Below are 24,980 nucleotides of genomic sequence, written 5' to 3'. Positions count from 1 at the left end.
GTCATGAAGTTCACCGGACGAGGCAGCGCGCGCGCCAGCGCCCGGAGCGACCCGGCCGGCGCGGTGCAGGGCACGGTCCGCGTGGACCGGCGTACCTCCTCGCTGCTGGCGCGGCTCCGCCCCGGCGACATCGCGGTCCTCGACCACCTGGACCTCGACCGGCGCACGGCCGAGCAGCTGGTCGCCCAGCAGGTCGCCGCGGTGGTCAACGCGGGGCGGTTCGTCTCGGGTCGCTACCCCGCGCTCGGCGCGGAGGTCCTCGCCAAAGCCGGCGTGGTGCTGCTCGACGACGCCGGCACCGGCGTGCTCGCGGCCAGGAACGGCGCGTCGGGACGCGTCGAGGGCGACCGGCTCCTCGTCGACGGCAAGGAGGTCGCCCGCGGCACGCGGCTCGACCTGGACGCCGTGCTCGTGCAGATGGACGAGGCGCGCGCCGGGCTGGCCACCCAGCTGGAGAGCTTCACCCACAGCACGACCGAGTACCTCCGCCGCGAGCAGGAGCTGCTGCTGCACGGCCGCGGCGTGCCGGACGTCGCGACCCGGATCGCCGGCCGTCCGGTGGTCGTGGTGGTCCGGGCCTTCGACCACGAGTCCGACCTGCGTCGGATCCGTCGCTTCATCCGCGAGCAGCACCCGGTCCTGGTCGGTGTCGACGCCGGGGCCGACGCGCTGCGCGAGGCGCGACTGCGCCCCGACATCGTGGTGATCGGTGAGGAGGGTCTCGCGCGCGTCGCCGGCGGGGCGGGGGAGCGCGTGGTCAGCGACGCCGCACTGCGCTCGGCCCGCGAGGTCGTCGTGCACGCCGACGCCACCGACCGGGCGGTCGGGGCCGACCGGCTCGACCGCATCGGCGTCCGCCCCCAGCGGGTGGCCACCAGCGGCACCAGCGAGGACCTCGCCCTGCTCCTGGCCGACCTCAAGGGCGCCTCGCTGATCGTGACGGTCGGGACCCACGCGAGCCTCGACGAGTTCCTCGACCGGCAGCGCTCCGGCCTGGCCTCGACGTTCCTCACCCGGCTGCGGGTGGGGCCGAGGCTGGTCGACGCCAAGGCGGTCCCCGTGGTGTACGCCGGGCGCGTGCGCCCGTGGCACCTCGCCCTCGTGCTGCTCGCGGGCCTCGTGGCCCTCGCTGCCGCCCTGTCCACCTCGCCCGACGGCGCTGCCCTCCTGCGTGACCTGCAGGACCAGGCCCAGCCCCTCATCGACTGGATCCGAGGACTGCTCCCGTGATCTCCTTCCGCTCCCACGTCGTCTCGCTCGTCGCGGTCTTCCTCGCGCTCGCCATCGGGGTCGTGCTCGGTGCCGGCCCCCTCCAGCGCGACGAGGCCGCCGTCGGCGCGGGCGACACCGACGCCGAGGCCCTCGCCGCCGCCGACCAGCGCATCGCCGAGCTGCAGCGGGGGCGGAGCTTCAACGACGCCTTCGCGCGCGCCACGGCCGACGAGCTGGTCGGCGACAGCCTGCGCCGGCGGGCGGTCACGGTCGTGACCCTGCCGGGCGCCGACCCCGACCAGGTCACCCGGGCCGTGGCGCTCGTCCAGCGCGCCGGCGGGACCCTCGCCGCTCGGGTGGAGCTCACCGACAAGCTCGTCGACGTGGCCAACCGCAAGCTGGTGGAGGAGCTGACCGACCAGCTGCTCTCCTCGGAGGACCAGCCGCTGCCCGGAGGCCAGGCCTCCAGCGGCTACGTGCGTGTCGGCCAGCTGCTCGGCTTCGTCCTCACGACGAGCAAGGACAAGGGCGCCCCGCCGGCCAGGGGCGCCGCGCCCGTGCTGGCCAGCCTCACCACCGCGGGCCTGGTCTCGGTCACCGGGCAGGTGCAGCGGCGGGGGAGCCTCGTCCTCGTGGTGGCGGGGGAGCCGACCGGGACCGCCGACCAGCGGCAGGGAGCCGGCGACATCGTCACGGCCGTCGCACGCTCCCTCGACGAGGCCAGTGACGGGGTCGTCGTGGCCGGTCCGCTGGCGAGCGGGGCCAAGGACGGGGTGCTGGGCGCCCTGCGCGCCTCGCCGACCGCGCAGCTGGTCTCCACCGTCGACGTCTCGGAGCTCGGGGCGGGGGCGATCCTGTCGGTGCTGGCCCTGCGCGCCCAGGCCGACGGTGACACCCTCCAGCTGGGCAGCTCCTCCTCGGCGGACGGGGCCTTCCCCGGCGCGAAGTGATCTCGACCGCCTCGATCACGGGCACTGTCGGCGTGGGTTGTCGCCAACCGGCAGATCGTTGGTAGCCTAGAACCCCGTGGACGGGCGAGGTCTCTCGCCGCACATTCGGAGCCACGGGAGTTCACTTGGCCGCTGAGCAGACCACCAAGCACCTTTTCGTCACCGGCGGCGTCGCCTCGTCCCTGGGCAAGGGACTGACCGCCTCCTCGCTCGGCAACCTGCTCAAGGCCCGGGGCCTGCGGGTCACCATGCAGAAGCTGGACCCGTACCTCAACGTGGACCCCGGCACGATGAACCCCTTCCAGCACGGCGAGGTCTTCGTCACCGACGACGGCGCCGAGACCGACCTGGACATCGGGCACTACGAGCGATTCCTGGACCGCAACCTCCAGGGCCACGCCAACGTCACCACCGGGCAGGTGTACTCCAAGGTCATCGCCAAGGAGCGCCGCGGGGACTACCTGGGCGACACCGTGCAGGTGATCCCGCACATCACCAACGAGATCAAGGAGCGGATGCTCGCCATGGGCGGGCCCGACATCGACGTGGTGATCACCGAGATCGGTGGCACGGTCGGCGACATCGAGTCGCTGCCCTTCCTCGAGGCGGCCCGCCAGCTGCGGCACGAGGTCGGCCGCGACAACTCCTTCTTCCTCCACGTCTCGCTCGTGCCGTGGATCGGACCCTCGGGTGAGCTCAAGACCAAGCCGACGCAGCACTCGGTCGCCGCGCTGCGGTCGATCGGCATCCAGCCCGACGCGATCGTGTGCCGGGCGGACCGCGAGATCCCGCTCACCGTGAAGAAGAAGATCTCGCTGATGTGCGACGTCGACCAGGAGGCGGTCGTCGCGGCCGTCGACGCCCCGTCGATCTACGACATCCCCAAGGTCCTGCACCGCGAGGGCCTGGACGCCTACGTCGTACGCCGGCTCAACCTCGCGTTCCGTGACGTCGACTGGACCGACTGGGACGACCTGCTGCGTCGGGTCCACCACCCCAAGGACCACGTCACGGTGGCCCTGGTCGGCAAGTACATCGACCTGCCCGACGCCTACCTGTCGGTGGCCGAGGCCCTGCGCGCCGGCGGGTTCGCCCACGAGGCCAAGGTCACCATCCGCTGGGTGCCCTCCGACGAGTGCGAGTCGCCCGAGGGGGCCAAGCGCCACCTGTCCGACGTCGACGCCGTCCTCGTCCCGGGTGGCTTCGGCATCCGCGGGATCGACGGCAAGATCGGGGCGCTGGAGTACGCCCGCACCCAGAAGATCCCCACGCTCGGCATCTGCCTGGGCCTGCAGTGCATGGTCATCGAGTACGCCCGCAACGTGCTCGGCCTGGAGAAGGCCGGGTCCACCGAGTTCGACCCGGGCTCGCAGGAGCCGGTGATCGCCACGATGGAGGAGCAGCACGCGTTCGTCGAGGGTGCCGGTGACCTCGGCGGCACGATGCGGCTCGGGCTCTACCCGGCCGACCTCACCGAGGGCTCGGTGATCGCCGAGACCTACGGCGCCACGCGCGTCGACGAGCGCCACCGCCACCGCTACGAGGTCAACAACGGCTACGTCGACCGGCTGACCGAGGCGGGCCTGGTGTTCTCCGGCGTCGGCCCGGAGAACGGACTGGTCGAGTTCGTCGAGCTGCCGCGCGAGGTGCATCCCTACTTCGTGTCCACCCAGGCGCACCCCGAGCTGACCTCGCGCCCGACCCGGCCGCACCCGCTGTTCGCCGGACTGGTCGGCGCGGCGATCCAGCGGCAGCGCGAGCTCGAGCTGCCGGTCGGGGAGTGAGCGCGTGACCGCGCACCTCGGGGACGGGACGACCGAGCTCGGCGCCCCCGACCTGGTCGACGAGCCGCAGGTCTGGCCCGTGCACGCCTCGGCCGACATCTGGCGCGGGAGCGCCCCCTTCGCCGTACGCCGGGACGAGATCAGCCGACCTGGGCACGCCGAGCAGTTCGGCCGCGTCGTCGTCGAGCACCCCGGCGCGGTCGTCGTGCTGGCCCTGGACGAGGACGGGCGGGCGCTGGTGCTCCGGCAGTACCGCCACCCGATCGGCCGCCGCATGGTCGAGCTCCCCGCCGGGCTGCTCGACGTCCCCGGCGAGGACCCGCTGGTGGCCGCGCAGCGCGAGCTGCTGGAGGAGGCGGGGCTCGAGGCGGGCCACTGGACGCACCTGTCGTCGATGCACACCTCGCCCGGGATCAGCGCGGAGCTGATCGAGGTCTACCTCGCCCAGGGCCTGCGCGCCGTGCCCGACCGCGGCGGCTTCGAGCCGGAGCACGAGGAGGCCGACATGACGGTCCACTGGGTGCCGTTCGACGACCTGGTCGACGCCGTCCTCGAGCGTCGACTGACCGACGGGCCGCTCGCCGTCGCCGTCCTGACCCACGTCCTGCTGGACCGGCGCCACCGGGACACCGCGTCGTGACCGCCGAGGTCGCCGCCCCCGCGGGCCCGACCGGGCCGACGGCCGTCCAGCGCGCGCTGCGGACCTACCTCGACCACCTCGCCGTCGAGCGCGGGCTCGCCCCGAACACGCTGTCGTCGTACCGACGCGACCTGCGGCGCTACGCCGCCTTCCTCGCCGGCCGCGGCGTCACCGACCTGGCCGGGGTGGGGGAGTCGTCGGTCTCGGAGTTCCTCATGCACCTGCGCGAGGGCGACGCGGACCACCCGCCGCTCTCGGCCGCGAGCGCGGGGAGGGCGGTCGTCGCGGTCCGCGGCTTGCACCGCTTCGCCGTGCGCGACGGGTGGACCGAGGCGGACCCCGCCGCCGGCGTACGCCCGCCGGCACCGGCCAAGCGGCTGCCGAAGGCACTGCCCCTGGCCGACATCGAGCGCATCCTCGACGCCGCCGGTGCGCCCGGCACGGTCCTGGCGCTGCGCGACCGCGCGCTGCTGGAGCTGCTGTACTCCTCCGGGGCGCGGATCTCCGAGGCGGTCGGTCTCGACGTCGACGACCTCGACCTGGAGTCGGCGGCCGTGCGGCTGCGCGGCAAGGGCAGCAAGGAGCGGGTCGTCCCGTTCGGCTCGATGGCGCGCGAGGCGCTCTCGGCCTACCTCGTGCGTGCGCGGCGGGACCTGGTCACCGCCGGGTCGGGCACGCCGGCGGTGTTCCTCAACTCCCGCGGTGGACGGCTCTCGCGGCAGAGCGCGTGGGCGGTGCTGGTCCGCGCGGCCGACCGCGCCGGCGCCACCGCGGAGGTCTCGCCGCACACGCTGCGGCACTCCTTCGCCACCCACCTGATCGAGGGCGGTGCGGACGTCCGGGTCGTGCAGGAGCTGCTCGGGCACGCCTCGGTCACCACGACGCAGGTCTACACGCTGGTCACCGTCGACGGGCTGCGCGAGGTCTACGCGACCGCGCACCCGCGGGCCCTGGGCTGAGCTGCGGGGCCCGCGGGGTGCGCCGGCCTCAGCGGTCGAACGCCGCGAACCCGCGGTCGGAGGCGATCCGGCCGACCCGGTAGCCGTCCTCCATGGCGTCACGGAAGTGGATGCCGAGCTGGATCCGGCTGATGAACGCCGACCGCCTCAACGCCGCGGCGCTCGAGTAGTGCCGGGTCTCGCCCGTCACGGGGTTGGAGATGTCGAGGTCGATGGCGTCCGACCCGGTCAGGCGGGTCAGTCCCCGCACGAAGCTGCTGGTCAGGCAGCCGTGTCCGGTCGGCCACTCCGGGTACGGCGGGGTGGCGACCACGGGCGACCACGTCGGGACTGCGGTGGTGGCGTCGTTGCCGTCCGTGTCGGCCTCGCGGACCGCGGTGATCGGCCGCCAGAACCTGTGGTCGTACTTCATCCGCCAGCAGGTGATGATCGCGTCGGCCGTGGTCATGTTGAGCAGGGCGAACATGCGCGCGGTCGCGCGTGCCCCGAGACCGCTCCGGTCCGCCCACTCGCGCAGGGCGGTGTTGAACACGACGCCCACGGGCGCGTTCCAGAAGTGCCCGTTGGCGGCGTCGGCGTCCGGGTCGGTGCTGTCGAGCCTGCCGATCCGCCGCACCTCGTCCACGTCCGCGGCGTACTCCGTGCTCGTGATCGCGTCGGGCCCGCCCACGTCGATGCTCGTCGGGGACGGCAGCAGCAGCGGGTCGACGAAGCCCAGCCAGGCGAACGCCATGGGCGCGAACGCCGGGGGAGTCGGGCGCCACTCACCGGGGCCGGGGGCGGGGTCGACCGGCAGGGTGATGCTGGTGCTCAGCGGCGCGCGGGAGGCCAGCAGGCGGTCCGCCGCGGCTGCACCGACCGCGACGCCCCGGTCCTCGAGAGGTCCGTCCGGCACGGCGGCCAGGGTCGTGGCCAGGTCGGCGTCGAGGTGGCCGGCCGCGCCGGGGAAGGACGCCGACAGCACGTCGTGCGCCGCGGTCGCCACCGCCGCGCTCACCGACGCCCGGCCAGGGGGCGCGTGGGTGACCGCGTCGTACACGGCGGAGGAGACGAGCCCGAGGTGGAGCTGGGCCGGGGGCGGGCCCAGGGCGGCCTCGGTCGCGATCGTGCGGACCGCGATCGCGTTCCAGTCGCGGACGACGCGGGCTCGAGCGTCGCCGGTCTCCGCGGACGCGCTCACCGCCGGGGTGAGCGCGACCGCCGACCAGGCCAGGCAGAGGCAGGCGGCCGGGGCGAGGACTCGGGTTCGGGGGCTGCGGGACATGGTGGCTCCTTCCGTGGGCGAGCCGGTGGGGGTGCCTCGGCGTCCGACAAAATGTCGACATGTCTACGGCGTGGCGTCCGTCCCGGACCAGTCCGCCGACCTAGTTTCGAGTCGTCCGACCGGTACGACGAGAGCAGGCTGACGTGGCAGACCAGGGATTTGGGATCTTCGGCTCCTCCTACTCCTCGGGGTCCAGCGCCCCGACCATGCCTCCGATGGTGAGGGTCCCCGCGCCGTCGGCACCGTCGGCGCCGTCGGCACCGTCGGCACCGGCAGCGCCGGTCGCCGCAGCACCGGCACCGGCAGCGCCGGTCGCCGCAGCGCCTGTCACGCAGGCGCCGGCCACCACCCCTCGCCCGCGGACGGCGCCCTCCGGACCGGTGCCCGGTGAGACCGGCCCGACCGGGCGTCCCTGGCCCGACCTGCCCGAGCCGCGGCCGATCGGCATCCACGGCAACGCGCGCATCATCGCGATGTGCAACCAGAAGGGCGGGGTCGGCAAGACCACGACCACGATCAACCTCGGTGCCGCGCTGGCCGAGCACGGCCGCAAGGTGCTCCTGGTCGACTTCGACCCGCAGGGCTCGCTCTCGGTGGGCCTCGGGATGAACCCGCACACCATGGACATGACCGTCTACAACCTGCTCATGCAGCGCGACGTGTCGCTCGAGGACGTGGTCGTGCCCACGCACGTCGAGGGCGTCGACCTGCTGCCCTCCAACATCGACCTCTCCGCCGCCGAGGTGCAGCTGGTCCACGAGGTCGCCCGCGAGCAGACGCTGTCGCGGGTGCTCCAGGACGCGATCAACGCCTACGACGTGATCCTCATCGACTGCCAGCCCTCGCTCGGCCTGCTCACGGTCAACGCCCTGACCGCCGCCGACGGCGTCATCGTGCCGCTGGAGTGCGAGTACTTCGCCCTGCGCGGCGTCGCGCTGCTCAAGAACACCATCGACAAGGTGCAGGAGCGGCTCAACCCGCGCCTGAAGATCGACGGCGTGCTCGGCACCATGTTCGACGGGCGCACCCTGCACGGCCGCGAGGTCATGCAGCGGCTGGTCGAGGCCTGGGGCGACGACGTGTTCCACACCGTCATCCGCCGCACCGTGAAGTTCTCCGACTCCACGGTCGCCGGCGAGCCGATCACGACGTACGCCGGCACGTCGGCGGGCGCGGAGTCCTACCGCACGCTCGCCAAGGAGGTGCTGGCCCGGTGCCTCGACGTCTGACGGTCCCCGACGACATCTTCCGGCCGACCGCGGTGCCCCCGCCGGCGGCCGCGGTCCCGGCCGAGCCGGCGGTCGCGGTCGTCGAGGAGCCGGTCGAGACGCCCGGCTCCTCGAAGGGACGCCAGTCCTCGGGCCGGGTCAAGCACGACGAGAAGATGACTGTCTACGTCACCTCCGACGAGCTGCTCGACCTGGAGCATGCACGGCTCGAGCTGCGCCGCCACCACGGGCTCGGCGTCGACCGCGGTCGCATCGTGCGCGCGGCCATCGCCATGGCGCTGGCCGACCTCGACCAGCACGGGGCCGACAGCGCGCTGGTCGCCCGCCTGGCGCAGGACTGACCGCGTGACCACGACGCTGGAGCCGCCGGTGAGCACCGAGGAGCCGTCCGAGCCGGTGGCTGGGCCCGCGGACGGGCCCGACCTCGTGCTGGAGCAGGAGCCGACCGGCGGCTTCATGCTCACGCTGGCCAACTTCGAGGGGCCCTTCGACCTCCTGCTGAGCCTGATCGCCAAGCACAAGCTCGACATCACCGAGGTCGCGCTGTCGCAGGTGACCGACGAGTTCATCGCGCACATCCGGTCGGGCGCGGCCGCCGCGGACGACCTGGAGCAGACCTCGTCGTTCCTCCTGGTCGCCGCGACCCTGCTCGACCTCAAGGCAGCCAGGCTGCTGCCCAAGGCGGAGGTCGAGGACGAGGAGGACCTCGCCCTGCTCGAGGCGCGCGACCTGCTGTTCGCGCGGCTGCTGCAGTACCGCGCGTTCAAGCAGGTCGCCTCCGTGCTCGAGGAGCGCCTGCAGGCCGAGGCGCTGCGTCACCCGCGGTCCGTCGGGCTGGAGGAGCGCTACGCCACCCTGCTGCCCGAGGTGCTGATCGGTCTGGGGCTGGAGGAGTTCGCCGCCCTGGCCGCCAAGGCGATGTCGCCCAAGCCGGCGCCGCCCACGGTCACGCTGGACCACCTGCACGCCCCGACCGTGAGCGTGCGCGAGCAGGCGGGCATCATGGTGTCGCGGCTGCGCACCCACGGCACGGCGACCTTCCGGTCGCTGTGCTCCGACGGTGCCGACGTGATGACCAGGGTGGCCCGCTTCCTCGCGCTGCTCGAGCTGTTCCGGGAGGGCGTGGTCGGCTTCGACCAGGTGACGCCGCTCGGCGAGCTGACGGTGCGGTGGACCGGGACCGACGACACCGAGGTCGAGATCACCGACGAGTTCGACGGCGAGCCCGAGGGCGGCGACGAGCCGGCCGACGAGCCCGACGAGGAGGAGCAGGCATGACGGTGAGCAGCGAGGAGCTCGAGGAGCTCGAGGAGATGCTCGAGGTCCCCCTGGCGGAGCTGCGCCCGGCCCTCGAGGCGGTGCTCATGGTGGCCGACCAGCCGCTGGACCACCTGACCCTCGCCACCGCGGTCGGCTACCCGCCCGAGCGGGTGCGCCAGGAGCTCGCCGCCCTCTCCGCGGAGTACGACGAGCAGGGGCGCGGCTTCGACCTGCGCAACGTGGCCGGTGGCTGGCGGTTCTACACCCGCGACGCCCTCGCCCCCGTGGTGGAGCGGTTCGTCACCGACGGCCAGCAGACCCGGCTGACGCAGGCTGCCCTCGAGACGCTCGCGGTCGTGGCCTACAAGCAGCCGGTCAGCCGCGCCCGGGTCTCGGCGATCCGTGGGGTCAACGTCGACGGCGTCATGCGCACCCTGGTCACCCGCGGACTGGTCGAGGAGGCCGGGCACGACCTGGAGACCCACGCCACGCTCTACCGCACGACCGGCTACTTCCTCGAGCGCATCGGCATCACGGCGTTGTCCGACCTGCCCGAGCTCGCGCCCTTCCTGCCCGAGATGGCCGACCTGGAGGACCTCGACCACCCCGAGGTGCTGGAGGAGGCCGCGCCGGCCGAGCCGGTCGCCGAGGTCGACCTCGAGGAGGCATGAGCGAGGACGAGCACCTGGTCCGGCTGCAGAAGCTGCTGGCCCAGTCCGGCGTCGCCTCGCGGCGCAAGTGCGAGGAGCTCATGCTCGACGGGCTCGTCGAGGTCGACGGCGAGGTGGTCACCCGCCTCGGCACCAAGGTCGATCCCCGCACCGCGGTCATCCGCGTCGAGGGCAGGCGGCTGCCGCCGGTCAGCGAGCACGTCTACCTCGCGCTCAACAAGCCGCGCGGGGTCGTCTCCACGATGTCGGACCCGCAGGGTCGCCGCACGCTGGGCGACCTGGTCGCCGACCGGCCCGAGAGGCTCTTCCACGTGGGCCGGCTCGACACCGAGACCGAGGGGCTGATCCTGCTCACCAACGACGGCGACTTCGCCCAGCGGGTCGCGCACCCGTCGTACGAGCTGGAGAAGACCTACGTCGCCGAGGTGAGCGGGGTGGCCGAGCGCGACCTGGTCAAGCGGCTCGAGGCGGGGGTGCCGGTCGAGGGGCAGCCGGTCGAGGTGCACCGCGCCAAGGTGCTGTCGACCGCCCGCGACCGGTCGATCGTCGAGCTCACCATCCACGAGGGGCGCAACCGCATCGTGCGCAAGCTGATGGACGAGGTCGGGCACCCGGTCACCCGGCTGACCCGGACCGTCGTCGGGCCCGTCGTGCTCCGCGGCCTCAAGCCGGGGCAGATGCGTGACCTCACCAGCGACGAGCTCGGCACCCTGCTGGACGCGGCGCGGCTGTGAGGTCGGCGCGCGACTAGGGTGACCCGGTCGGGGTCGGTCGGGCCGGGGCGATCAGTCAGGAGGCAGCCGTGCGCGTGCGGGCGGTGCGGGGCGCGACCCAGCTGGAGCACGACTCCCGGGAGCACATGCTCGAGCGGGTCGCCGAGATGGTCTCCGACGTGATGCAGGCCAACGGCCTCACCGTCGACGACTTCATCAGCATCGTGTTCACCGCGACCAGCGACCTGGTCTCGGAGTTCCCGGCGTACGCCGCGCGGCAGCTCGGCTTCGACGACGTGCCGCTGATCTGCGCCCGCGAGCTGGAGATCGAGGGATCGATGCCCCGGGTGGTGCGGATGCTCGCCCACGTCGAGACCCACCTGACCCGGTCGGAGGTCACCCACGTCTATCTGCACGGGGCGGCGCACCTGCGGCGCGACCTGGCGCGCGTGCGCGAGGTGCCCGACTCGTGAGCGTCCCCGGGCCGGTGCTCGTGGTCGGCTGCGGGCTGCTCGGCACCTCGCTCGGCCTCGCCCTGCGGGCGCAGGGGGTCGAGGTGTGGCTCGACGACCTCAACCCCGAGCACCTGCGCACCGCGACCGGGCTCGGTGCCGGCGTCCCGGTCGTGGACCGGTCGGCGGCGCGGCTCGTCGTGGTCGCCGTACCCCCCGACCACGTGGGGTCCGCCGTGGTCGCGGCTCTGCATCAGACCGCCGGCGTCGTGACCGACGTCGGCAGCGTCAAGTCGGCACCGCTCGCGGAGGTCGCGGCGTCCGTCGGCGCGGAGGACCTGAGGCGCTACGTCGGCAGCCACCCGATGGCCGGCAGCGAGCGGTCCGGTCCGCTGGCCGCGGCCGCGACGCTGTTCGACGGCCGTCCCTGGGCGGTGACCCCGCACGCCACGTCCTCGCCCGAGGCCGTCGACGCGGTGACCGCGCTGGTGCGGGCCTGCGGCGCGCAGGCGTTCACGTTCTCGCCCGAGGCTCACGACGAGGCCGTCGCGCGCACCTCCCACGTGCCCCACGTGATGGCCGCGCTCGTGGCCGGCCGTCTCGCTCAGGCGCCGGCGGACCACCTGGCGCTCTCGGGTCAGGGGGTCCGCGACGTCACCCGCATCGCGGCCGGCGACCCGGCGCTGTGGGAGCAGATCCTCACCGCCAACCGCGGTGCCGTGGCCGGGCTGCTGCGCGAGGTGCGCGAGGACCTCGACCGCATGCTCGAGGCGCTCGACTCCGACGCCCGCCCGGCGGTGTCCTCGCTGCTGTCCAGCGGGGTCGCGGGCACGGCGGCGATCCCGGGCAAGCACGGCGGGCCTGCCGTCGCCACGGCGTCGGTGTACGTCGCCCTGCCGGACCACCCGGGCGAGCTCGGGCGACTGTTCGGCGACGTGGGTCGCAGCGAGGTCAACATCGAGGACGTCCGGATCGACCACGACCCGGGCCGTCCGGTCGGTCAGGTGGAGCTCGTGGTGGCCGAGTCCGCCGCCGCCGTGCTGGTGCACTCGCTGGGGGAGCGGGGCTGGTCGGTCCACGGCTGAACCGTCCCGCCGGGACCGCGGCTGCTCAGGGGACGAAGCCGCCGCAGGCCGTCTCCCGTCGGTGGAAGTACCCCACGAGGTAGCGGTCGACGGGCCGTGGGCGGAGTCGAAGAAGCACGCGGGTCGGTCCTCCGGGCGAGGCTCACCCGCGACGTACGCCTCCACGTGCGCGAGACGCTGCCGCCCCGCGGCGAGCACCCCGAGCGCCGCGACCAGCTCCTCGGGGGTCCGGGCATCGTGGACACGTTCCTGGCCGGTGGGGGCGGGTCGGTGCCTTGGTCCCGGTCCGGACGACCGGCTCAGAACGCGCCCCCACCGCCGCCGTAGCCGGCGCGCATCGCGCGGGCGAGGTCGGCCACGACGTAGCCGCTGCGGTAGGGCTCGTAGGCCGCGCCGGCCTCCCAGTAGGGCACCGTGGTCGAGCCGTCGTAGACCGTCCGCACCTCGGGGGTCTCGCGGTTGGCGACGCGTGCCGAGCACTGGGAGCAGGCGGGGACGCGCTTGGTCCCCAGACGGCCGGTCGTCCACAGCACCTCGGTCGCGGCCGGTCCGTGCTGCGGGTTGAAGAAGCACGGGGTGCGCATCGCCGGCATCGGCGTGCCCTCGACCCGGGCGCGGACGCACGCGAGCGCGTAGCGCCCGGTCGTCAGCACGTCGGCGACCCGGCTGACCTGCGCGACCTCCTCGAGCCGTTCGACGGCTCGCTGCGCGGACTCGTAGGCGTCGAGGGCGGTCTGGTAGTCCCGACGTGCGTCGGCGTCGAGCGGATGGTCCCCGACCACCTCGTCGAGGCGCTGGAGCTCCTCGCCGAACACGACGACGTCCTCCTCCGCGAGGTGGCGTACGCCGGCCAGCTCGGCCCGGGCGTCGCGTCGCGCGCCCCGGCGTACGACGAGGCGCCGGCCTGCGCCGGCAGCGCCGGCCCCGAGAGCAAGCAGCAGGATCCACTCCATCCGAGGATGGTAGGTCGGGGCACCCGGCTGGCGCCGGTAGAATCGGGCGTTCCCCTTCCGACGACCCTTCTGGGAGTGACGCGCGTGTCCAGCGCCCCACAGAGCCGACCCGAGTCCGTGGTGGTGGCCGTCGACGGCACCTCCGGCTCCGGCAAGTCGAGCACCTGCCGCGGCGTGGCCGCACGGCTGGGGCTGCGCTACCTCGACACCGGTGCGCAGTTCCGCGCGATGACGTGGTTCATGCTCGAGCACGGCGTCGACGTGCACGACGCCGCGGCCGTGGCGGCGCGGTGCGCTGAGCCGGCGATCGTGTCGGGCACCGACCCCTCCGACCCGACGATCACCGTGGACGGTGCCGACGCCTCGGCAGCCGTCCGCTCCGCCGAGGTGACCGCGGCGGTGAGCCCGGTCAGCACGGTGCCCGAGGTCCGCAAGCGCCTGCTGCAGCTCCAGCGCGAGCTGATCGGTGGGGGCGGGATCGTCGTGGAGGGCCGTGACATCGGCTCGGTGGTGTGGCCCCAGGCCGAGGTCAAGGTCTACCTCTCCGCCGACCCCGCCGCCCGGGCACGTCGCCGCATCGCCGAGCACGCCCACCTCGGTGACGCGGCCTCGGCCGAGGCCGGGCTGCGTGAGCGTGACCGGATCGACTCGGGCCGGGCGACCGCGCCCCTCACCATGGCCGACGGCGCGGTCCACATCGACACCACCGACCTCACCCTCGACGAGGTCATCGACCTCGTCGTCGGGCTGGTCGAGAAGGCGGGATCATGACAGCGGTCGCCGGCGCACCGGTCCTGGCGGTCGTGGGCCGCCCCAACGTGGGCAAGTCCACCCTGGTCAACCGGATCATCGGTCGCCGCGAGGCGGTGGTGCAGGACGTCCCGGGCGTCACCCGCGACCGCGTCTCCTACGACGCCAACTGGAACGGCCGCGCGTTCACCGTCGTCGACACCGGCGGTTGGGACCCGGACGCGCGCGGCCTCGCCGAGCGCATCGCGGCCCAGGCCGAGATCGCGGTCTCGGTGGCCGACGCCGTCCTGTTCGTGGTCGACGGCACGATCGGCATCACCGACGCGGACGAGGCGGTCGTGCGCATCCTGCGCAAGGCCGGCAAGCCGGTCGTGCTCGTGGCCAACAAGGTCGACGACCTGCGCCAGGAGGCCGAGGCCGCCGCGTTGTGGAACCTCGGGCTGGGCGAGCCCTACGCCGTCTCGGCGCTGCACGGCCGCGGCTCGGGCGACATGCTCGACGCGGTGCTGGCGGCGCTGCCCGACGCCCCGCCCGAGACCGACCCCGAGGCCGGCGGACCGCGTCGCGTCGCGATCGTCGGCAAGCCCAACGTCGGCAAGTCCAGCCTGCTCAACAAGCTGGCCAAGGAGGACCGCGTCGTCGTCGACAACGTCGCCGGCACGACCGTGGACCCGGTCGACGAGCTGGTGACCCTGGGCGGCCGGCTGTGGCGCTTCATCGACACCGCCGGCATCCGCAAGCGGGTCAAGGAGGCCTCCGGCCACGAGTACTACGCCTCGCTGCGCACCAGCGCCGCGATCGAGCGCGCCGAGGTGTGCGTCATGGTCGTCGACGCCTCCCAGCCGCTGAGCGAGCAGGACCAGCGCATCATCACCTCCGTGGCCGAGGAGGGCCGCGCGCTGGTGATCGCGTTCAACAAGTGGGACCTGGTCGACGAGGAGCGTCGCTACTACATCGACCGCGAGGTCGAGCGCGACCTGGTCCGGGTGCAGTGGGCGCCGCGGGTCAACATCACCGCCCGCACCGGCTGGCACGTCGACAAGCTCGTGCCCGCCCTCGACGCCGCCCTCGCCGGCTGGGAGACCCGGGTGACGACCGGCCAGCTCAACGCGTTCCTCGGCCGTCTCGTCGCCGAGCACCCGCACCCGGTCCGGGGCGGCAAGCAGTCGCGGATCCTGTTCGGCACGCAGGCCTCGACCGCACCGCCAACCTTCGTGCTGTTCACCTCCGGCCCGCTCGAGGCGTCCTACGTCCGCTACGTCGAGCGGCGGCTGCGCGAGGACTTCGGCTTCGTGGGCACGCCCGTCCACATCCAGGTCAAGCCTCGCGAGAAGCGCAAGCGGCGCTGATCAGCGGCGCACCGTCACCCTGACCGGCCCGGTGCGCGCCGGGACCCCCACGGTCAGCCGGCCGCGAGCGTCGGCGCGCAGGTGCCGCACCCGCCCGCTGCCGACGCGCACGGCGTACGCCCGGCGGGGGACGTAGAGGCGGGCCGTGCGGACCGTCGCCGCTCGGGACCCGGAGAAGGTGAAGCCCCCTCGCCCGGCGCGGGAGAGGCCGCTGAAGCGCTGGACCTCGGTGCGGTCGACCCGGACGCTCCAGCCCCACTGGGCGTAGCGGCGGTCGATGCTGCGGTAGCCGACGACCGCGGGGCGGCCCCGGTGCTCGGCGAAGACCCGCGTCAGCGACGGGAGGTACTGGCGGAGGTCGCGAGCCCAGTAGGGCCAACGGTGCCGGCCGGGGCCGTAGTCGGTCAGCCGGTAGGCGACGTGGTCGGTGGTCGCGGCCTCGGTGAAGTAGAGCGTGGACCGGTGGGTCATCGTCTCGATCGGGTCGGGCGTCGCGAAGGACGGGTCGCTCGCGGGGTCGTCGTACGGGCCGTTGGTGCCGTCGCCGGTCCACAGCCGCAGGTCCGTGTGCCGCAGGTTGGTGACCAGGCTGGCCGGGTTGTGGCCGCGCCAGACGACCGCATCGCTCACCGGGTCGCCGAACGGCGCGTTGGGCTGGACGTGGTTGAGGCCGGTCATGATGCCGCCGACGATCGTCGCGCCGAGGGTGCGGGCCGCGGGCGCACGGGCGATGTCGGGTGCGCCGGAGAACGAGGCGGCGGACACGAAGAGGTCGGGGTGGCGGGCGGCGTAGCTGAACGAGCCGAACCCTCCCTGGGAGAGCCCGGCGATCGCCCGCGCCCCGCGCCGCGGGACGGTGCGCAGGTGGGCGTCGACCCACGGCACCAGCTGCCGGACGTGGAAGGTCTCCCACCTCGCCGCACCGAGGGACGTGTGCTGGTCGACCCAGTCGGTCCACCAGCCGCCGCCGTTGGAGTCGTAGCCGCCGTCCGGCATCACCACGATGACGTCGCGGCGGGCGGTGGCCCGGCGTACCTCGCCGTTGCGGACCCAGTCGTCCGCCCCGCCGCTGGTGCCGTGCAGGAGGTGGAGCACGGGATAGCGACGCCCGCTGCCGGCGTAGCCGCGGGGGAGGAGGACGTTGACGCGGACCGGCTGGGACAGGGCCCTGGTCGACACGACCAGCCGCACCAGCCGGCGGTCGACGCGCTCGGCGGACCGGACGGTGAGTCCCTGCCCCGAGGTCGCCCAGGCGGGGCGGGCGGACTGGACGGCTCGCGCCGGGGGCTGGCCGGTGAGGGCCAGCGCGGCGGCCAGCAGGGTCAGGACGATCACCGCGGTCGCACTGGACGGGGGACGTCGCAACTCCATACCATCGGTATCCACATGCAGAAGGTAAGCGCCGGCCCGGCGGAGGGCAAGACCCGCGAGCGGGTGCGACCGACCAGGGAGGACGTGCGCGCCCGGGTGCTGGGCGCGGCGGCCGAGGTCTTCCTCGAGCACGGCTACCACCAGGCCTCCACCACCGAGATCGCGTCGCGGGCCGGGTTCACCAAGGGCGCCCTCTACTCCAACTTCGGCGGCAAGGAGGACCTCTTCCTCGCACTCGTCGAGCAGGAGGCCACCGCTCGGGTCGAGCAGCTCTCGGTCCCCGGCCGCACCGGCACGGTGAGCCTGGACGACCTCGTCGACGGCCTCCTCGGGCTGACCCGCGGAGACCGGGCGGGCCTCGTCTTCGCCGAGTTCCGCGCCGCCGCGTCGCAGGACCGCGACACCGCCGCCCGCGTGGCCGTCGTACGACGACGGCTGGTCGCGTCCATGGCCGCGCGGCTCGCAGCCGAGGTCGCCGCCGCCGGCCTCGCCCTCGCCGTGCCCGCCGAGGAGGCTGCCACCGTGCTGGTCGCCCTGGTCAACGGGCTCGGGCTCGAGCAGGTCGGTGCCGCCGGGCCGCTGATCACCCGCGACACGCTTCTCCGGGTCCTGTCAGGACTCGTCACCGCTCCCGAGGAGGATGCATGAACCCCTTCCGCTCACGAGTCCGACGCTTCCGCGACTTCCGCGGGGCGTCGGTGTTCGTCACCGGCGCCGCCAGCGGCATCGGTCGCGCGGTCGCCGAGCAGCTGGCCGCCGACGGTGCCAGGCTGCACCTGACCGACGTCAACGCCCCGCTGCTCGCGGAGGTCGCCTCCGGGCTGCGGGCGCGGGGGGCCGAGGTCGTCGTGGCGGAGCCGGTCGACGTCTCCGACTACGAGGCCGTCCGCGCGCTGGCCCAGCGGGTCACCGACGCCTCCGGCCCGATGGACCTCGTGCTCAACGTCGCCGGCATCTCCACGTGGGGCACGGTCTCCGGGCTCGAGCACGAGGACTGGCGCCGCCTCGTCGACGTCAACCTGATGGGGCCCATCCACGTGCTGGAGACCCTCGTGCCCGCGATGGTCGACGGCCGTCGGGGCGGCCACGTCGTCAACGTCTCGTCCGCCGCCGGGATCATCGGGATGCCCTGGCACGCGGCCTACTCCGCGTCCAAGTTCGGGCTCCGTGGGGTCTCCGAGGTGCTGCGGTTCGACCTCGCGGCGTACGGCATCGGCGTCAGCCTGGTGTGCCCCGGTGGGGTCGCGACCCCGCTGACCGAGACCGTGCGGATCGCCGGGGTCGACAAGGCCAGCCCGGCGTTCCTCAAGGCGCACGCGCGCTTCCGCAAGCGGGCGGTGACGCCGGAGGAGGCAGCCGAGTCGATCCTGCGCGGCGTGCGGCACAACCGCTACTGGGTCTACACGAGCAACGACATCCGGCTGGTCCACCTGCTCCAGCGGGTCTGCCCGCCGGCGTACGTCCTGGCGATGCGGGTGATGAACGTCGGCGCCAACCGCGTCCTGCCCGACGTACGACGGGCGCGCCGCTCGGACCTGGTGGCGTCGCGATGAGCACCCCGCGGATCGAGCCCGGCACCCGTCGCGACGTCGGCCTCCTCGTCGCCGGGTTCGCCCGGCTGGCCGGCCGGGTCACCGGCACCGAGCCGCCCGCGGTGTTCCTCACCCTGGGGAGGCAGCGGCGCCTGTTCTGGGGGTGGCTGCACTTCGCCGGCACGCTCATGCCCGGCGGGCGGCTGCCTCGCCGCGAGGCCGAGCTGGTGATCCTGCGGGTGGCGACCCGCTGCGGCAGCGAGTACGAGCTCACCCAGCACCGCCGGCTCGGCCGCCGCGCCGGGCTGAGCGCCGAGGAGGTCGAGCGGGCCCAGCAGCCGGAGCTGTCCGGGTGGTCCGGCCCGGACGACCTGCTCCTGCGCGCGGTCGACGAGCTGCACGAGACGCGCGACCTCGGCGACGAGGTGTGGGCCGACCTGCGGGCGTCGTACGACGAGGCGACGCTGGTCGAGCTGGTGATGCTCGTCGGCCACTACGAGATGCTCGCGACCACGCTCGGGACACTGCGTGTCCAGCCCGACCGCCCCCGCTCGAGGGCCGGCTCTAGGGTCGGCTCATGACGATCCCCGCTCCCGCTCCCGACCGCGCCTGCCTCGTGACGGGGGCGTCGTCCGGCATCGGCGCGGAGATCGCACGCGAGCTGGTGCGCCGCGGCCACGGCGTCATCCTCGTCGCCCGTTCGGAGGACAGGCTCGAGGCCTTCGCCGAGGAGCTGCGCGCCGACGGAGGCGTGGCGCACGTGCTCGCCGGCGACCTCTCCGACCGGGCCACGCGGGCCGAGCTGCTCGACCGGGCGGAGGCGCTCGGGGTCACCGTCGACGTGCTGGTCAACAACGCGGGCTGGTCCACGCTCGGGCTGGTCCACGAGGCCGACCCCGAGGAGGAGATGGCGATGGTCGAGCTCGACGTCGTCGCGGTGGCCGACCTCTGCACCCGCTTCCTGCCGGGCATGGTCGCGCGAGGGCGCGGCGCGATCCTCAACGTCGCCTCCACCGCCGCCTTCCAGCCCTTGCCCGGCCAGGCGGCGTACGGCGGCAGCAAGGCGTTCGTCCTGTCCTACACCCAGTCGCTGGCCGGGGAGCTGCACGGGACGGGGGTCACCGCGACCTGCCTGTGCCCGGGGCCGGTGGAGACCGGGTTCGGTGAGCGGGCGGGCTTCACGCCGCACGAGTTCGACAAGGCGCTGCCCTCGGTGATGTGGGTGCCGACGGCCGAGGTGGCGCGCGTGGGTCTCGACGCCCTCGACAAGGGCCGCCTCCACGCCATCCCGGGCATCGCCAACCGGGTGGCCGCCACGGTCGCCCAGGTCGCGCCCACGCGCGCGCTGGTCACGCTCCTGCGTCGCGCCCACCCGGCCCTCAACCGATGACCGACCGGCCTGCGTTCGTCCTGCACGACCATCGCAAGCCGCGACCCCACTTCGACCTGCGCCTGGAGATGGAGGGGGTGCTGCGCTCCTGGGCCGTCCCGCGCGGTCTCCCGCCCACCGCCCGGGACCAGCGGCTCGCGATCGCCGTGCCCGACCACGACCTGGACCACCTGACCTACACCGACGCGGACAAGTCCATCGCCGACATCGGCTGGTGGGAGGACGTCGGGAGCAACGAACGGCGGCTGCTGTTCGTGCTGCACGGTCGAGAGGACAGCGTGCGCTACGCGCTGATCGACACGGGGGAGGACTGGCTGCTCAAGCGGACCCGCGAGCAGCCCCGACCCTGACGCGGAAGCCGCCGCGGCGCTGCGATAATGTGCTCCGGTCCTCGTCGCCGGGGACGCCACGGGCTGTGGCGCAGCTTGGTAGCGCACTTGACTGGGGGTCAAGGGGTCGCAGGTTCAAATCCTGTCAGCCCGACAGAAGATCGGCAGGTCAGCGACCGCCCAGCAGCTGTTCGAGCTGCTCGGCGGTCTTGTCGTCTCCCGCCACCGCCGCGACTCCGCGGAGCCGCCGCGCGAGGTGCAGCCCCAGGAGCAGGTCGAGGACGAGGTCCGGGTCCCGGAGAGCGAGGCGGCCCTCCGCCATGTCGGCTGCCATCTCCGACCGCACCGGCGCCAGCCCGGCCTCGAGGGCCTCGCGCAGCACGGAGGTGAAGTCGGGGTCGTCCTCGGTGAGCAGTGCGGCGATCCCGCCGGGGCCGATGCCGCGGTGGAGGACCTCGTCGGTCGCGGCGAGGAACCAGGCCAGCTTGCCCCTCACCGGGAGGTCCTGCGGGGGCGCGCCCCGGTCCGTCAAGGGGGAGAGGGCGGCCACCAGCAGCGCCCGCCGGTCGGGGAAGCGGCGGTAGACCGTCGTCCGCGCGACCCCGCTCCGGGCGGAGACCGCGGCGATGGTCACCGCTCGCGGCCCGCGTTCGCGCACGAGGGCGAGCACCGCCTCGACGAGCCGGCGGTCGACCGACGCCTCACGCGGGCGGCCGGGTCGTCGTACGGCGGGAACATCTGGCACGCAGATAACGCTACACTAGATGTATCGAAACATGAGGAGGGCGTTATGACGGACTCGATCGCCGCCACGCTGCTGCTGATCGTGGTGGCGCTGGTGGCCTACGGCACGACCTTCGGCGCGGTGACCTGGATGTACCTGGCCGACCAGCGCCGGACGGACCCGGCCCCGGCGTTCCTGCGCGAGGTGCCTCGCGACGAAGCGCACCCGCACGGGCCGGGCCACGAGGACCGCGCGGCCTGAGACGTTTTTGCCGCGCGTGGCTGCACTCTTTACCGTGGGTGTCAGACGTCGGGAGCAGGAGGGGCCGTGCGCAGGTGGAGCTGGTCGCGGAGCGCGACGCGGGTGGCGGCGACGGCTGCCGTCGCGGTGCTGCTGCCGCTGAGCGGCGCGGTCCCCGCGTGGTCCGCCCCCGGCACCCCCGGACCGCCGGGGCCGGCCTCGTCGCCGACGCCCACGAGCGGGCCGACGGCCACGCCGACCCCTACGCCGAAGCCGAAGCCGAAGAAGAAGCCGGACCGCAAGGCTCCGGGGACTCCGCAGGTCGGCACCCCCCAGCAGGGGGCTGACGGACGGGTCACGGTGACCATCGGCGCCGAGAAGGGCTCCGACGTCGTCGTGCGCGAGCAGGGCGCGGTCGTGGCGTCCGGGCGGGCGACCGGGGGCTCGGTGACGCTGAGCTGGACGACCAGCACGGGCGCCCACTCCTACGCCGCGCGGGCCACCGACAAGGCCGGCAACACCAGCAGGCCCGCGGGGTTCACCGCCGAGGCCGATGCCGATCCGCCGCGGCTGAGCCGCGCGACATGGACGCCGGGCACCCGGGAGGACACCCGCACGACGGTGCGGTTCCGGACCGCGGCCGGTGCGTCCTACCAGGTCCTGGTCGACGGTGGCGTGGTCGCCGAGGGCACCGCGGAGTCGAGCGCGGTCAAGCGCTGGCTCGACCTCGGCAACGGGGCGCACGACGTCGCCGTGGAGGCCGTCGACGACGTCGGCAACGTCGCCCGGCGCAGCCGCCGGCTCGACGTCCGGATCCCGTCCCTGGCGGTGGGCGCCGAGCTGGTCAGCAAGCCGACGACGCACGTCCAGGTGGTGCGCGTGAGCGCCACCCCCAATTCCAGGACGGGCAGGGTCACGATGTCGGGGGCCGCGCCCAAGGACTTCACGCTGAAGGGCGGCAAGGCTCTGGTGCGCGTCCGACTGCCCGACGACACCTACGGCGGGATGAGCGTCACGGTGCGCGACAGCCAGGGCCGCCGGGGGGTCGGGAGGGTCGACGCGTTCGAGGTCGACACCACCCCGCCCCTGCTGGGGCTCGACACCGACAGCCGCGCCGCCGCAGGGGGCAGCGTGGTCGCGACGGTGCGCACCGAGCCCGGGGTCGAGGTGAGGTGGACGCTGACCTCCGCGGACGGCGTGACCGCCGAGGCCGGGACGTTCACGGCCAAGGAGAAGGAGACCACCATCTCCCGGGACGTCGACGCGGGCACCTACCGCCTCGAGGTCGTGGCGACGGACCAGTACGACCGCACCGTGAAGCGGAGCGCCGAGGCCAGCGTCGCCACGGACCCGACCCCGATCTGGCTGATCGTGCTGACCGGGCTGGGGGTCGCGGTCGGCGGCATCCTCGCGGTCTTCCTCGTGCCGCTGCTCCTCAAGTGGCTCTTCGGACTCGTCGCCCCCACCGTCTCCACCCGTCGCGAGCGGCGCCGGCTCGAGGCCGCCGACCTGGCGCGACGTGAGCACCAGGCCGAGCAGGTGGCGGTGCACGACGCCTGGCAGGGCCGGGCCTCGGTGGTCAGCGACTTCCTGTACGGCGTCACCGCCGGCTGGGACGTCGGGTCGCTGCCGGGCTTCGTGCCGCACCCGGGCGAGATCGTGCGGCACATGACGGTCGCGACGGTCTACGAGTCGCAGGGCTCCGGCCCCGCCGACCACGTCACCACGTCGGAGGGTGCCCTGCTGGTCACCGGCGAGCGGCTGGTGCTCATCGGCGACGGCCAGCAGGAGTGGCCGCTCGAGGACGTGCGCGACCTGGTGCACGTCAGTGACGACGAGTCGGTGGTCCACCACACCGGGGACGACGAGCGCTGGACCGTCCTCTCCTACGGCGAGCCCGAGCTCACGCGGCTCCACCTCGACCAGCTCACGGCCGAGATCCAGGGCCGGGGGGCCGAGCACCTCGAGGCCCGCCGCGCCGAGCTGGCGGAACCCACCTCCGGTGAGGAGCCGGTCGACCTGTCCGCCTGGGTCTGACCCTCGTCAGCCGGCCGTCGTGGTCAGCTGCTTGGCCAGTCCGAGCAGGGGGTCCCGGGCAGACAGGACGTGGTCGCAGCTGCTGACCTCGTGCGGCTCGCCCGACTCCGCACGCCACCGCACCTCGACGTCGAAGCCGTCGACCCACGAGGCGCAGGACCGCTCGGGTCGCTCGTGGTCGGCGAGGGTCGTCTCGCGTCGTCCCTCGTCGAGCGCGTCGCGCTGCGCGGCGGTGAGCGTGCCCTCCGTGGTCGTGGGCTCGGCGCCGTCCTGGCCCGAGGGCACGGTGACCGTCCAGGACCCGTCGGACCGCACCACGAGGTGCGGGTGGGCGCACGCGCCCTGCGCACACAGCCCGCCGCTGCGTGAGACCTCCAGCACCGTGACGACAGGGCCGTCCGTGGCGGGGGTCGAGGCCGCGGGGGCGCCGCAGCCGGCGAGGAGGAGCAGGAGCGCGGTGAGCAGGAGCCGGGTCATGCTCCTGTGACGCCCTGCGTGGGGGAGCGGTTCCCGCCCCCGACGGACCAGCTCTCCACCGGGGCAGCCGGGTGTGGCGCCCACCTATCTCAGGTGGGGGCTCCGCTCAGGCACTGCCGGCGTACGGCGGAGCAGGAGCGTCAGCGCCGCGGCGACGGCGAGGGTCGCGGTGAGCGCCGAGACGGTGAAGGCAGCCGACGTCCCGGAGACGAACGCGGCACCCGGGGCGTGGTGCGCGGCGTACACGCTGGCGACCACGGCGACGCCGACCGCGCCGCCGAGCTGCTGCATGGTCTGCAGGAGTCCCGAGGCCGAGCCCGCGTGCACCGGCTCGACGTCGGCCAGCACGGTCAAGGTCGTCGGCATGAAGGTGAGGCCGGCGGAGAGGCCGTTGAGCAGGAACGGGAGGAACACCGTGGCGGCGTAGGAGCCGCCCGCCGGCAGCTGGGTCAGCCACAGCGAGCTCAGTCCGACACCGGTCGTGCCGAGCACCATGAGCGGGGCGGTGCCGAAGCGAGCCACCAGCCGCGGGGTGATGCGCGACATCGTGAAGATGCCCAGCGAGACCGGCAGGAATGCCAGTCCGGTCGCGACCGGCCCGTAGCCGAGCTGCACCTCGAGGTACTGCACGCCGAGGAAGAACAGGGGGAACTGCGCGGCGACCAGGGTGGCCATCGTGAGCAGGCCGGCGACGCGGTGGCGGCTGCGGAAGAGGGAGAGCTGCAGCAGGGGGTGGGCGACCTTGGCCTCGGTGACGACCAGGACGGCGAGCAGCACCACGCCGAGGGCGAGGCCGCCGACGGTGCGCAGCGAGTCCCAGCCGTGCTCGGGGGCGCCGATGAGCGCCCACACGACGCTGACCGCGGCGCCGGTCGAGGCGACCGCCCCGATCACGTCGAAGCGTCCCGGACGACGCTCGGTCTCCACGACGTGACGGCGCACCGTCAGCAGGACCGCGAGCCCGAACGGCACGTTGATGAACAGCGTCCAGCGCCACGAGCCGAGGTCGGTGACCACGCCCCCGAGCAGCAAGCCGAGCGTGGCGCCACCGGAGGACACCGCGGCGAAGAGGGCGAGCGCGCGGTTGCGGGCGGTCGCGTCCTTGGCCGAGGTGGTGAGCAGGGCGAGCACCGAGGGGGCGGCCAGCGCCGCGCCGGCGCCCTGGAGGACGCGCGCGGCGACCAGCTCCCAGGCGGTGGTGGCGAAGCCGCCGAGCAGCGAGAAGAAGGTGAAGACCGCGACGCCGGTCCAGAAGACGCGGAGGCGGCCGAGGACGTCGCCGAGCCGTCCGCCGAGCAGGAGGAGCCCGCCGAAGGCGAGGCCGTAGCCGTTGAGCACCCACGACAGCCCGGCGGGGCTGAAGTCGAGGTCGTGGCCGATCTGGGGGAGCGCGACGTTCATGACCGCGGCGTCGAGGATGAGCATGAGCTGGGCGACCAGGACGATCGCGGTGCCGAGCGCCGGGTCGCGACGGTCGACCCGCTCCGGCGCGCCCGGAGCCGCCGCCGTCCGGGCGCGCGGGACGAGGGTGGAAGACATGGAGGTGCAGTCCTGTTCTGGTCCGGGGGACGGGGATAGACTTATGCGGAGAGTTGCTCCGGTTAACCTC

Annotated in this window: 29 protein-coding genes and 1 tRNA gene; 22 read left to right on the top strand and 8 right to left on the bottom strand. The window is 73.9% G+C overall.

Features of this window, described 5'->3' with window-relative positions; genetic code table 11:
• Positions 1 to 3: 3 nt before the first annotated feature.
• The 5 genes from steA to J2S63_RS02430 all read left to right on the top strand — a co-directional run bounded on the left by steA (position 4) and on the right by J2S63_RS02430 (position 5,545).
• Positions 4 to 1,230: a putative cytokinetic ring protein SteA gene (steA, locus tag J2S63_RS02450; protein WP_310298152.1), complete on the top strand. Its 1,227-nt coding sequence runs from the start codon at positions 4 to 6 to the stop codon at positions 1,228 to 1,230.
• Complete coding sequence (locus J2S63_RS02445; protein WP_310298148.1) at positions 1,227 to 2,162, top strand: copper transporter; 936 nt, start codon at positions 1,227 to 1,229, stop codon at positions 2,160 to 2,162. Before steA ends, J2S63_RS02445 begins: the two co-directional genes overlap by 4 nt.
• A 125-nt stretch (positions 2,163 to 2,287) precedes the next feature.
• The gene (pyrG, locus tag J2S63_RS02440; protein ID WP_310298145.1) at positions 2,288 to 3,946 is read left to right on the top strand and encodes a CTP synthase; all 1,659 of its coding nucleotides are present in this window, start codon (positions 2,288 to 2,290) and stop codon (positions 3,944 to 3,946) included.
• A 4-nt stretch (positions 3,947 to 3,950) separates the two neighbouring features.
• A complete protein-coding gene (locus J2S63_RS02435; protein ID WP_310298142.1) occupies positions 3,951 to 4,586 on the top strand; it encodes an NUDIX domain-containing protein in 636 nt (211 codons plus the stop codon).
• Between the two features lie 56 nt (positions 4,587 to 4,642).
• Positions 4,643 to 5,545 (top strand): site-specific tyrosine recombinase XerD, encoded by a 903-nt coding sequence (locus J2S63_RS02430; RefSeq protein ID WP_310306559.1) that lies wholly within the window; start codon positions 4,643 to 4,645, stop codon positions 5,543 to 5,545.
• A gap of 28 nt (positions 5,546 to 5,573) precedes the next feature.
• Here J2S63_RS02430 and J2S63_RS02425 read toward each other — a convergent pair whose 3' ends face one another.
• Positions 5,574 to 6,809, bottom strand: a complete 1,236-nt coding sequence (locus tag J2S63_RS02425) for a vanadium-dependent haloperoxidase (RefSeq protein WP_310298139.1) — start codon at positions 6,807 to 6,809, stop codon at positions 5,574 to 5,576.
• Between the two features lie 178 nt (positions 6,810 to 6,987).
• On the bottom strand, positions 6,988 to 7,140 hold the full coding sequence (locus J2S63_RS02420; RefSeq protein WP_310298136.1) for a hypothetical protein: 153 nt from the start codon (positions 7,138 to 7,140) through the stop codon (positions 6,988 to 6,990).
• A 49-nt stretch (positions 7,141 to 7,189) separates the two neighbouring features.
• Between J2S63_RS02420 and J2S63_RS02415 the strand changes: the two genes are divergently transcribed.
• The 7 genes from J2S63_RS02415 to J2S63_RS02385 all read left to right on the top strand — a co-directional run bounded on the left by J2S63_RS02415 (position 7,190) and on the right by J2S63_RS02385 (position 12,219).
• Positions 7,190 to 8,038 carry a ParA family protein gene (locus J2S63_RS02415; protein ID WP_310298134.1) on the top strand — a complete coding sequence of 283 codons (849 nt, stop codon included), beginning with the start codon at positions 7,190 to 7,192 and terminating at the stop codon, positions 8,036 to 8,038.
• Positions 8,023 to 8,379: a hypothetical protein gene (locus J2S63_RS02410; protein WP_310298131.1), complete on the top strand. Its 357-nt coding sequence runs from the start codon at positions 8,023 to 8,025 to the stop codon at positions 8,377 to 8,379. The genes J2S63_RS02415 and J2S63_RS02410 overlap by 16 nt, the downstream gene beginning before the upstream one ends.
• A 4-nt stretch (positions 8,380 to 8,383) precedes the next feature.
• The gene (locus J2S63_RS02405; RefSeq protein ID WP_374725096.1) at positions 8,384 to 9,316 is read left to right on the top strand and encodes a segregation and condensation protein A; all 933 of its coding nucleotides are present in this window, start codon (positions 8,384 to 8,386) and stop codon (positions 9,314 to 9,316) included.
• Positions 9,313 to 9,969, top strand: a complete 657-nt coding sequence (gene scpB, locus J2S63_RS02400) for an SMC-Scp complex subunit ScpB (protein ID WP_310298129.1) — start codon at positions 9,313 to 9,315, stop codon at positions 9,967 to 9,969. The genes J2S63_RS02405 and scpB overlap by 4 nt, the downstream gene beginning before the upstream one ends.
• Positions 9,966 to 10,703 carry a pseudouridine synthase gene (locus tag J2S63_RS02395; protein ID WP_310298126.1) on the top strand — a complete coding sequence of 246 codons (738 nt, stop codon included), beginning with the start codon at positions 9,966 to 9,968 and terminating at the stop codon, positions 10,701 to 10,703. Before scpB ends, J2S63_RS02395 begins: the two co-directional genes overlap by 4 nt.
• 68 nt (positions 10,704 to 10,771) lie before the next feature.
• Positions 10,772 to 11,155 (top strand): chorismate mutase, encoded by a 384-nt coding sequence (gene aroH / locus J2S63_RS02390; RefSeq protein WP_310298124.1) that lies wholly within the window; start codon positions 10,772 to 10,774, stop codon positions 11,153 to 11,155.
• The gene (locus tag J2S63_RS02385) at positions 11,152 to 12,219 is read left to right on the top strand and encodes a prephenate dehydrogenase (RefSeq protein ID WP_310298121.1); all 1,068 of its coding nucleotides are present in this window, start codon (positions 11,152 to 11,154) and stop codon (positions 12,217 to 12,219) included. Before aroH ends, J2S63_RS02385 begins: the two co-directional genes overlap by 4 nt.
• Before the next feature lie 299 nt (positions 12,220 to 12,518).
• On the opposite strand, the gene J2S63_RS02380 is transcribed toward J2S63_RS02385, so the two are convergent.
• Positions 12,519 to 13,172 (bottom strand): hypothetical protein, encoded by a 654-nt coding sequence (locus J2S63_RS02380; RefSeq protein WP_310298119.1) that lies wholly within the window; start codon positions 13,170 to 13,172, stop codon positions 12,519 to 12,521.
• A gap of 84 nt (positions 13,173 to 13,256) precedes the next feature.
• Between J2S63_RS02380 and cmk the strand changes: the two genes are divergently transcribed.
• Both cmk and der read left to right on the top strand, forming a co-directional pair.
• Positions 13,257 to 13,943, top strand: coding sequence for a (d)CMP kinase (gene cmk, locus J2S63_RS02375; protein ID WP_310298115.1), 687 nt, complete (start codon positions 13,257 to 13,259; stop codon positions 13,941 to 13,943).
• The gene (der, locus tag J2S63_RS02370) at positions 13,940 to 15,271 is read left to right on the top strand and encodes a ribosome biogenesis GTPase Der (RefSeq protein ID WP_310298112.1); all 1,332 of its coding nucleotides are present in this window, start codon (positions 13,940 to 13,942) and stop codon (positions 15,269 to 15,271) included. The genes cmk and der overlap by 4 nt, the downstream gene beginning before the upstream one ends.
• On the opposite strand, the gene J2S63_RS02365 is transcribed toward der, so the two are convergent.
• Positions 15,272 to 16,636 carry an alpha/beta hydrolase gene (locus tag J2S63_RS02365; protein WP_310298110.1) on the bottom strand — a complete coding sequence of 455 codons (1,365 nt, stop codon included), beginning with the start codon at positions 16,634 to 16,636 and terminating at the stop codon, positions 15,272 to 15,274.
• Positions 16,637 to 16,657: 21 nt separating this feature from the next.
• On the opposite strand from J2S63_RS02365, the gene J2S63_RS02360 reads away from it, so the two are divergent.
• The 6 genes from J2S63_RS02360 (at position 16,658) to J2S63_RS02335 (ending at position 20,047) form a co-directional block, all read left to right on the top strand.
• Positions 16,658 to 17,290: a TetR family transcriptional regulator gene (locus tag J2S63_RS02360; RefSeq protein ID WP_310298108.1), complete on the top strand. Its 633-nt coding sequence runs from the start codon at positions 16,658 to 16,660 to the stop codon at positions 17,288 to 17,290.
• On the top strand, positions 17,287 to 18,195 hold the full coding sequence (locus J2S63_RS02355; RefSeq protein ID WP_310298106.1) for an SDR family oxidoreductase: 909 nt from the start codon (positions 17,287 to 17,289) through the stop codon (positions 18,193 to 18,195). The genes J2S63_RS02360 and J2S63_RS02355 overlap by 4 nt, the downstream gene beginning before the upstream one ends.
• Positions 18,192 to 18,755 (top strand): carboxymuconolactone decarboxylase family protein, encoded by a 564-nt coding sequence (locus J2S63_RS02350; RefSeq protein ID WP_310298104.1) that lies wholly within the window; start codon positions 18,192 to 18,194, stop codon positions 18,753 to 18,755. The genes J2S63_RS02355 and J2S63_RS02350 overlap by 4 nt, the downstream gene beginning before the upstream one ends.
• Positions 18,752 to 19,564, top strand: a complete 813-nt coding sequence (locus J2S63_RS02345; RefSeq protein ID WP_310298103.1) for an SDR family NAD(P)-dependent oxidoreductase — start codon at positions 18,752 to 18,754, stop codon at positions 19,562 to 19,564. Before J2S63_RS02350 ends, J2S63_RS02345 begins: the two co-directional genes overlap by 4 nt.
• Positions 19,561 to 19,914, top strand: coding sequence for a DNA polymerase ligase N-terminal domain-containing protein (locus J2S63_RS02340; RefSeq protein WP_310298101.1), 354 nt, complete (start codon positions 19,561 to 19,563; stop codon positions 19,912 to 19,914). Before J2S63_RS02345 ends, J2S63_RS02340 begins: the two co-directional genes overlap by 4 nt.
• Before the next feature lie 59 nt (positions 19,915 to 19,973).
• Positions 19,974 to 20,047 (top strand) — tRNA-Pro (locus tag J2S63_RS02335).
• 15 nt (positions 20,048 to 20,062) lie between these two features.
• Here J2S63_RS02335 and J2S63_RS02330 read toward each other — a convergent pair.
• Complete coding sequence (locus J2S63_RS02330; protein WP_310298099.1) at positions 20,063 to 20,638, bottom strand: TetR/AcrR family transcriptional regulator; 576 nt, start codon at positions 20,636 to 20,638, stop codon at positions 20,063 to 20,065.
• Positions 20,639 to 20,683: 45 nt separating this feature from the next.
• Here J2S63_RS02330 and J2S63_RS02325 point away from each other — a divergent pair, with 45 nt between their 5' ends.
• Positions 20,684 to 20,878, top strand: coding sequence for a hypothetical protein (locus J2S63_RS02325; protein WP_310298097.1), 195 nt, complete (start codon positions 20,684 to 20,686; stop codon positions 20,876 to 20,878).
• 41 nt (positions 20,879 to 20,919) lie between these two features.
• On the opposite strand, the gene J2S63_RS02320 is transcribed toward J2S63_RS02325, so the two are convergent.
• Entirely contained in the window at positions 20,920 to 21,159 is a 240-nt protein-coding gene (locus tag J2S63_RS02320; protein WP_310298095.1) for a hypothetical protein, read from the bottom strand.
• Between the two features lie 58 nt (positions 21,160 to 21,217).
• Here J2S63_RS02320 and J2S63_RS02315 point away from each other — a divergent pair, with 58 nt between their 5' ends.
• Positions 21,218 to 22,894, top strand: a complete 1,677-nt coding sequence (locus tag J2S63_RS02315) for a hypothetical protein (protein ID WP_310298093.1) — start codon at positions 21,218 to 21,220, stop codon at positions 22,892 to 22,894.
• Positions 22,895 to 22,900: 6 nt separating this feature from the next.
• On the opposite strand, the gene J2S63_RS02310 is transcribed toward J2S63_RS02315, so the two are convergent.
• The gene (locus J2S63_RS02310) at positions 22,901 to 23,371 is read right to left on the bottom strand and encodes a hypothetical protein (protein WP_310298091.1); all 471 of its coding nucleotides are present in this window, start codon (positions 23,369 to 23,371) and stop codon (positions 22,901 to 22,903) included.
• A gap of 84 nt (positions 23,372 to 23,455) precedes the next feature.
• Positions 23,456 to 24,910 carry an MFS transporter gene (locus J2S63_RS02305; RefSeq protein WP_310298089.1) on the bottom strand — a complete coding sequence of 485 codons (1,455 nt, stop codon included), beginning with the start codon at positions 24,908 to 24,910 and terminating at the stop codon, positions 23,456 to 23,458.
• Positions 24,911 to 24,980 lie beyond the last annotated feature (70 nt).

This window comes from Nocardioides marmoribigeumensis, from assembly GCF_031458325.1.
Classification (GTDB): Bacteria; Actinomycetota; Actinomycetes; order Propionibacteriales; family Nocardioidaceae; genus Marmoricola_A; species Marmoricola_A marmoribigeumensis.
The sequence above is the reverse complement of the archived record's forward strand: the minus strand, read 5'-3'. Positions and strand labels throughout refer to the sequence as shown.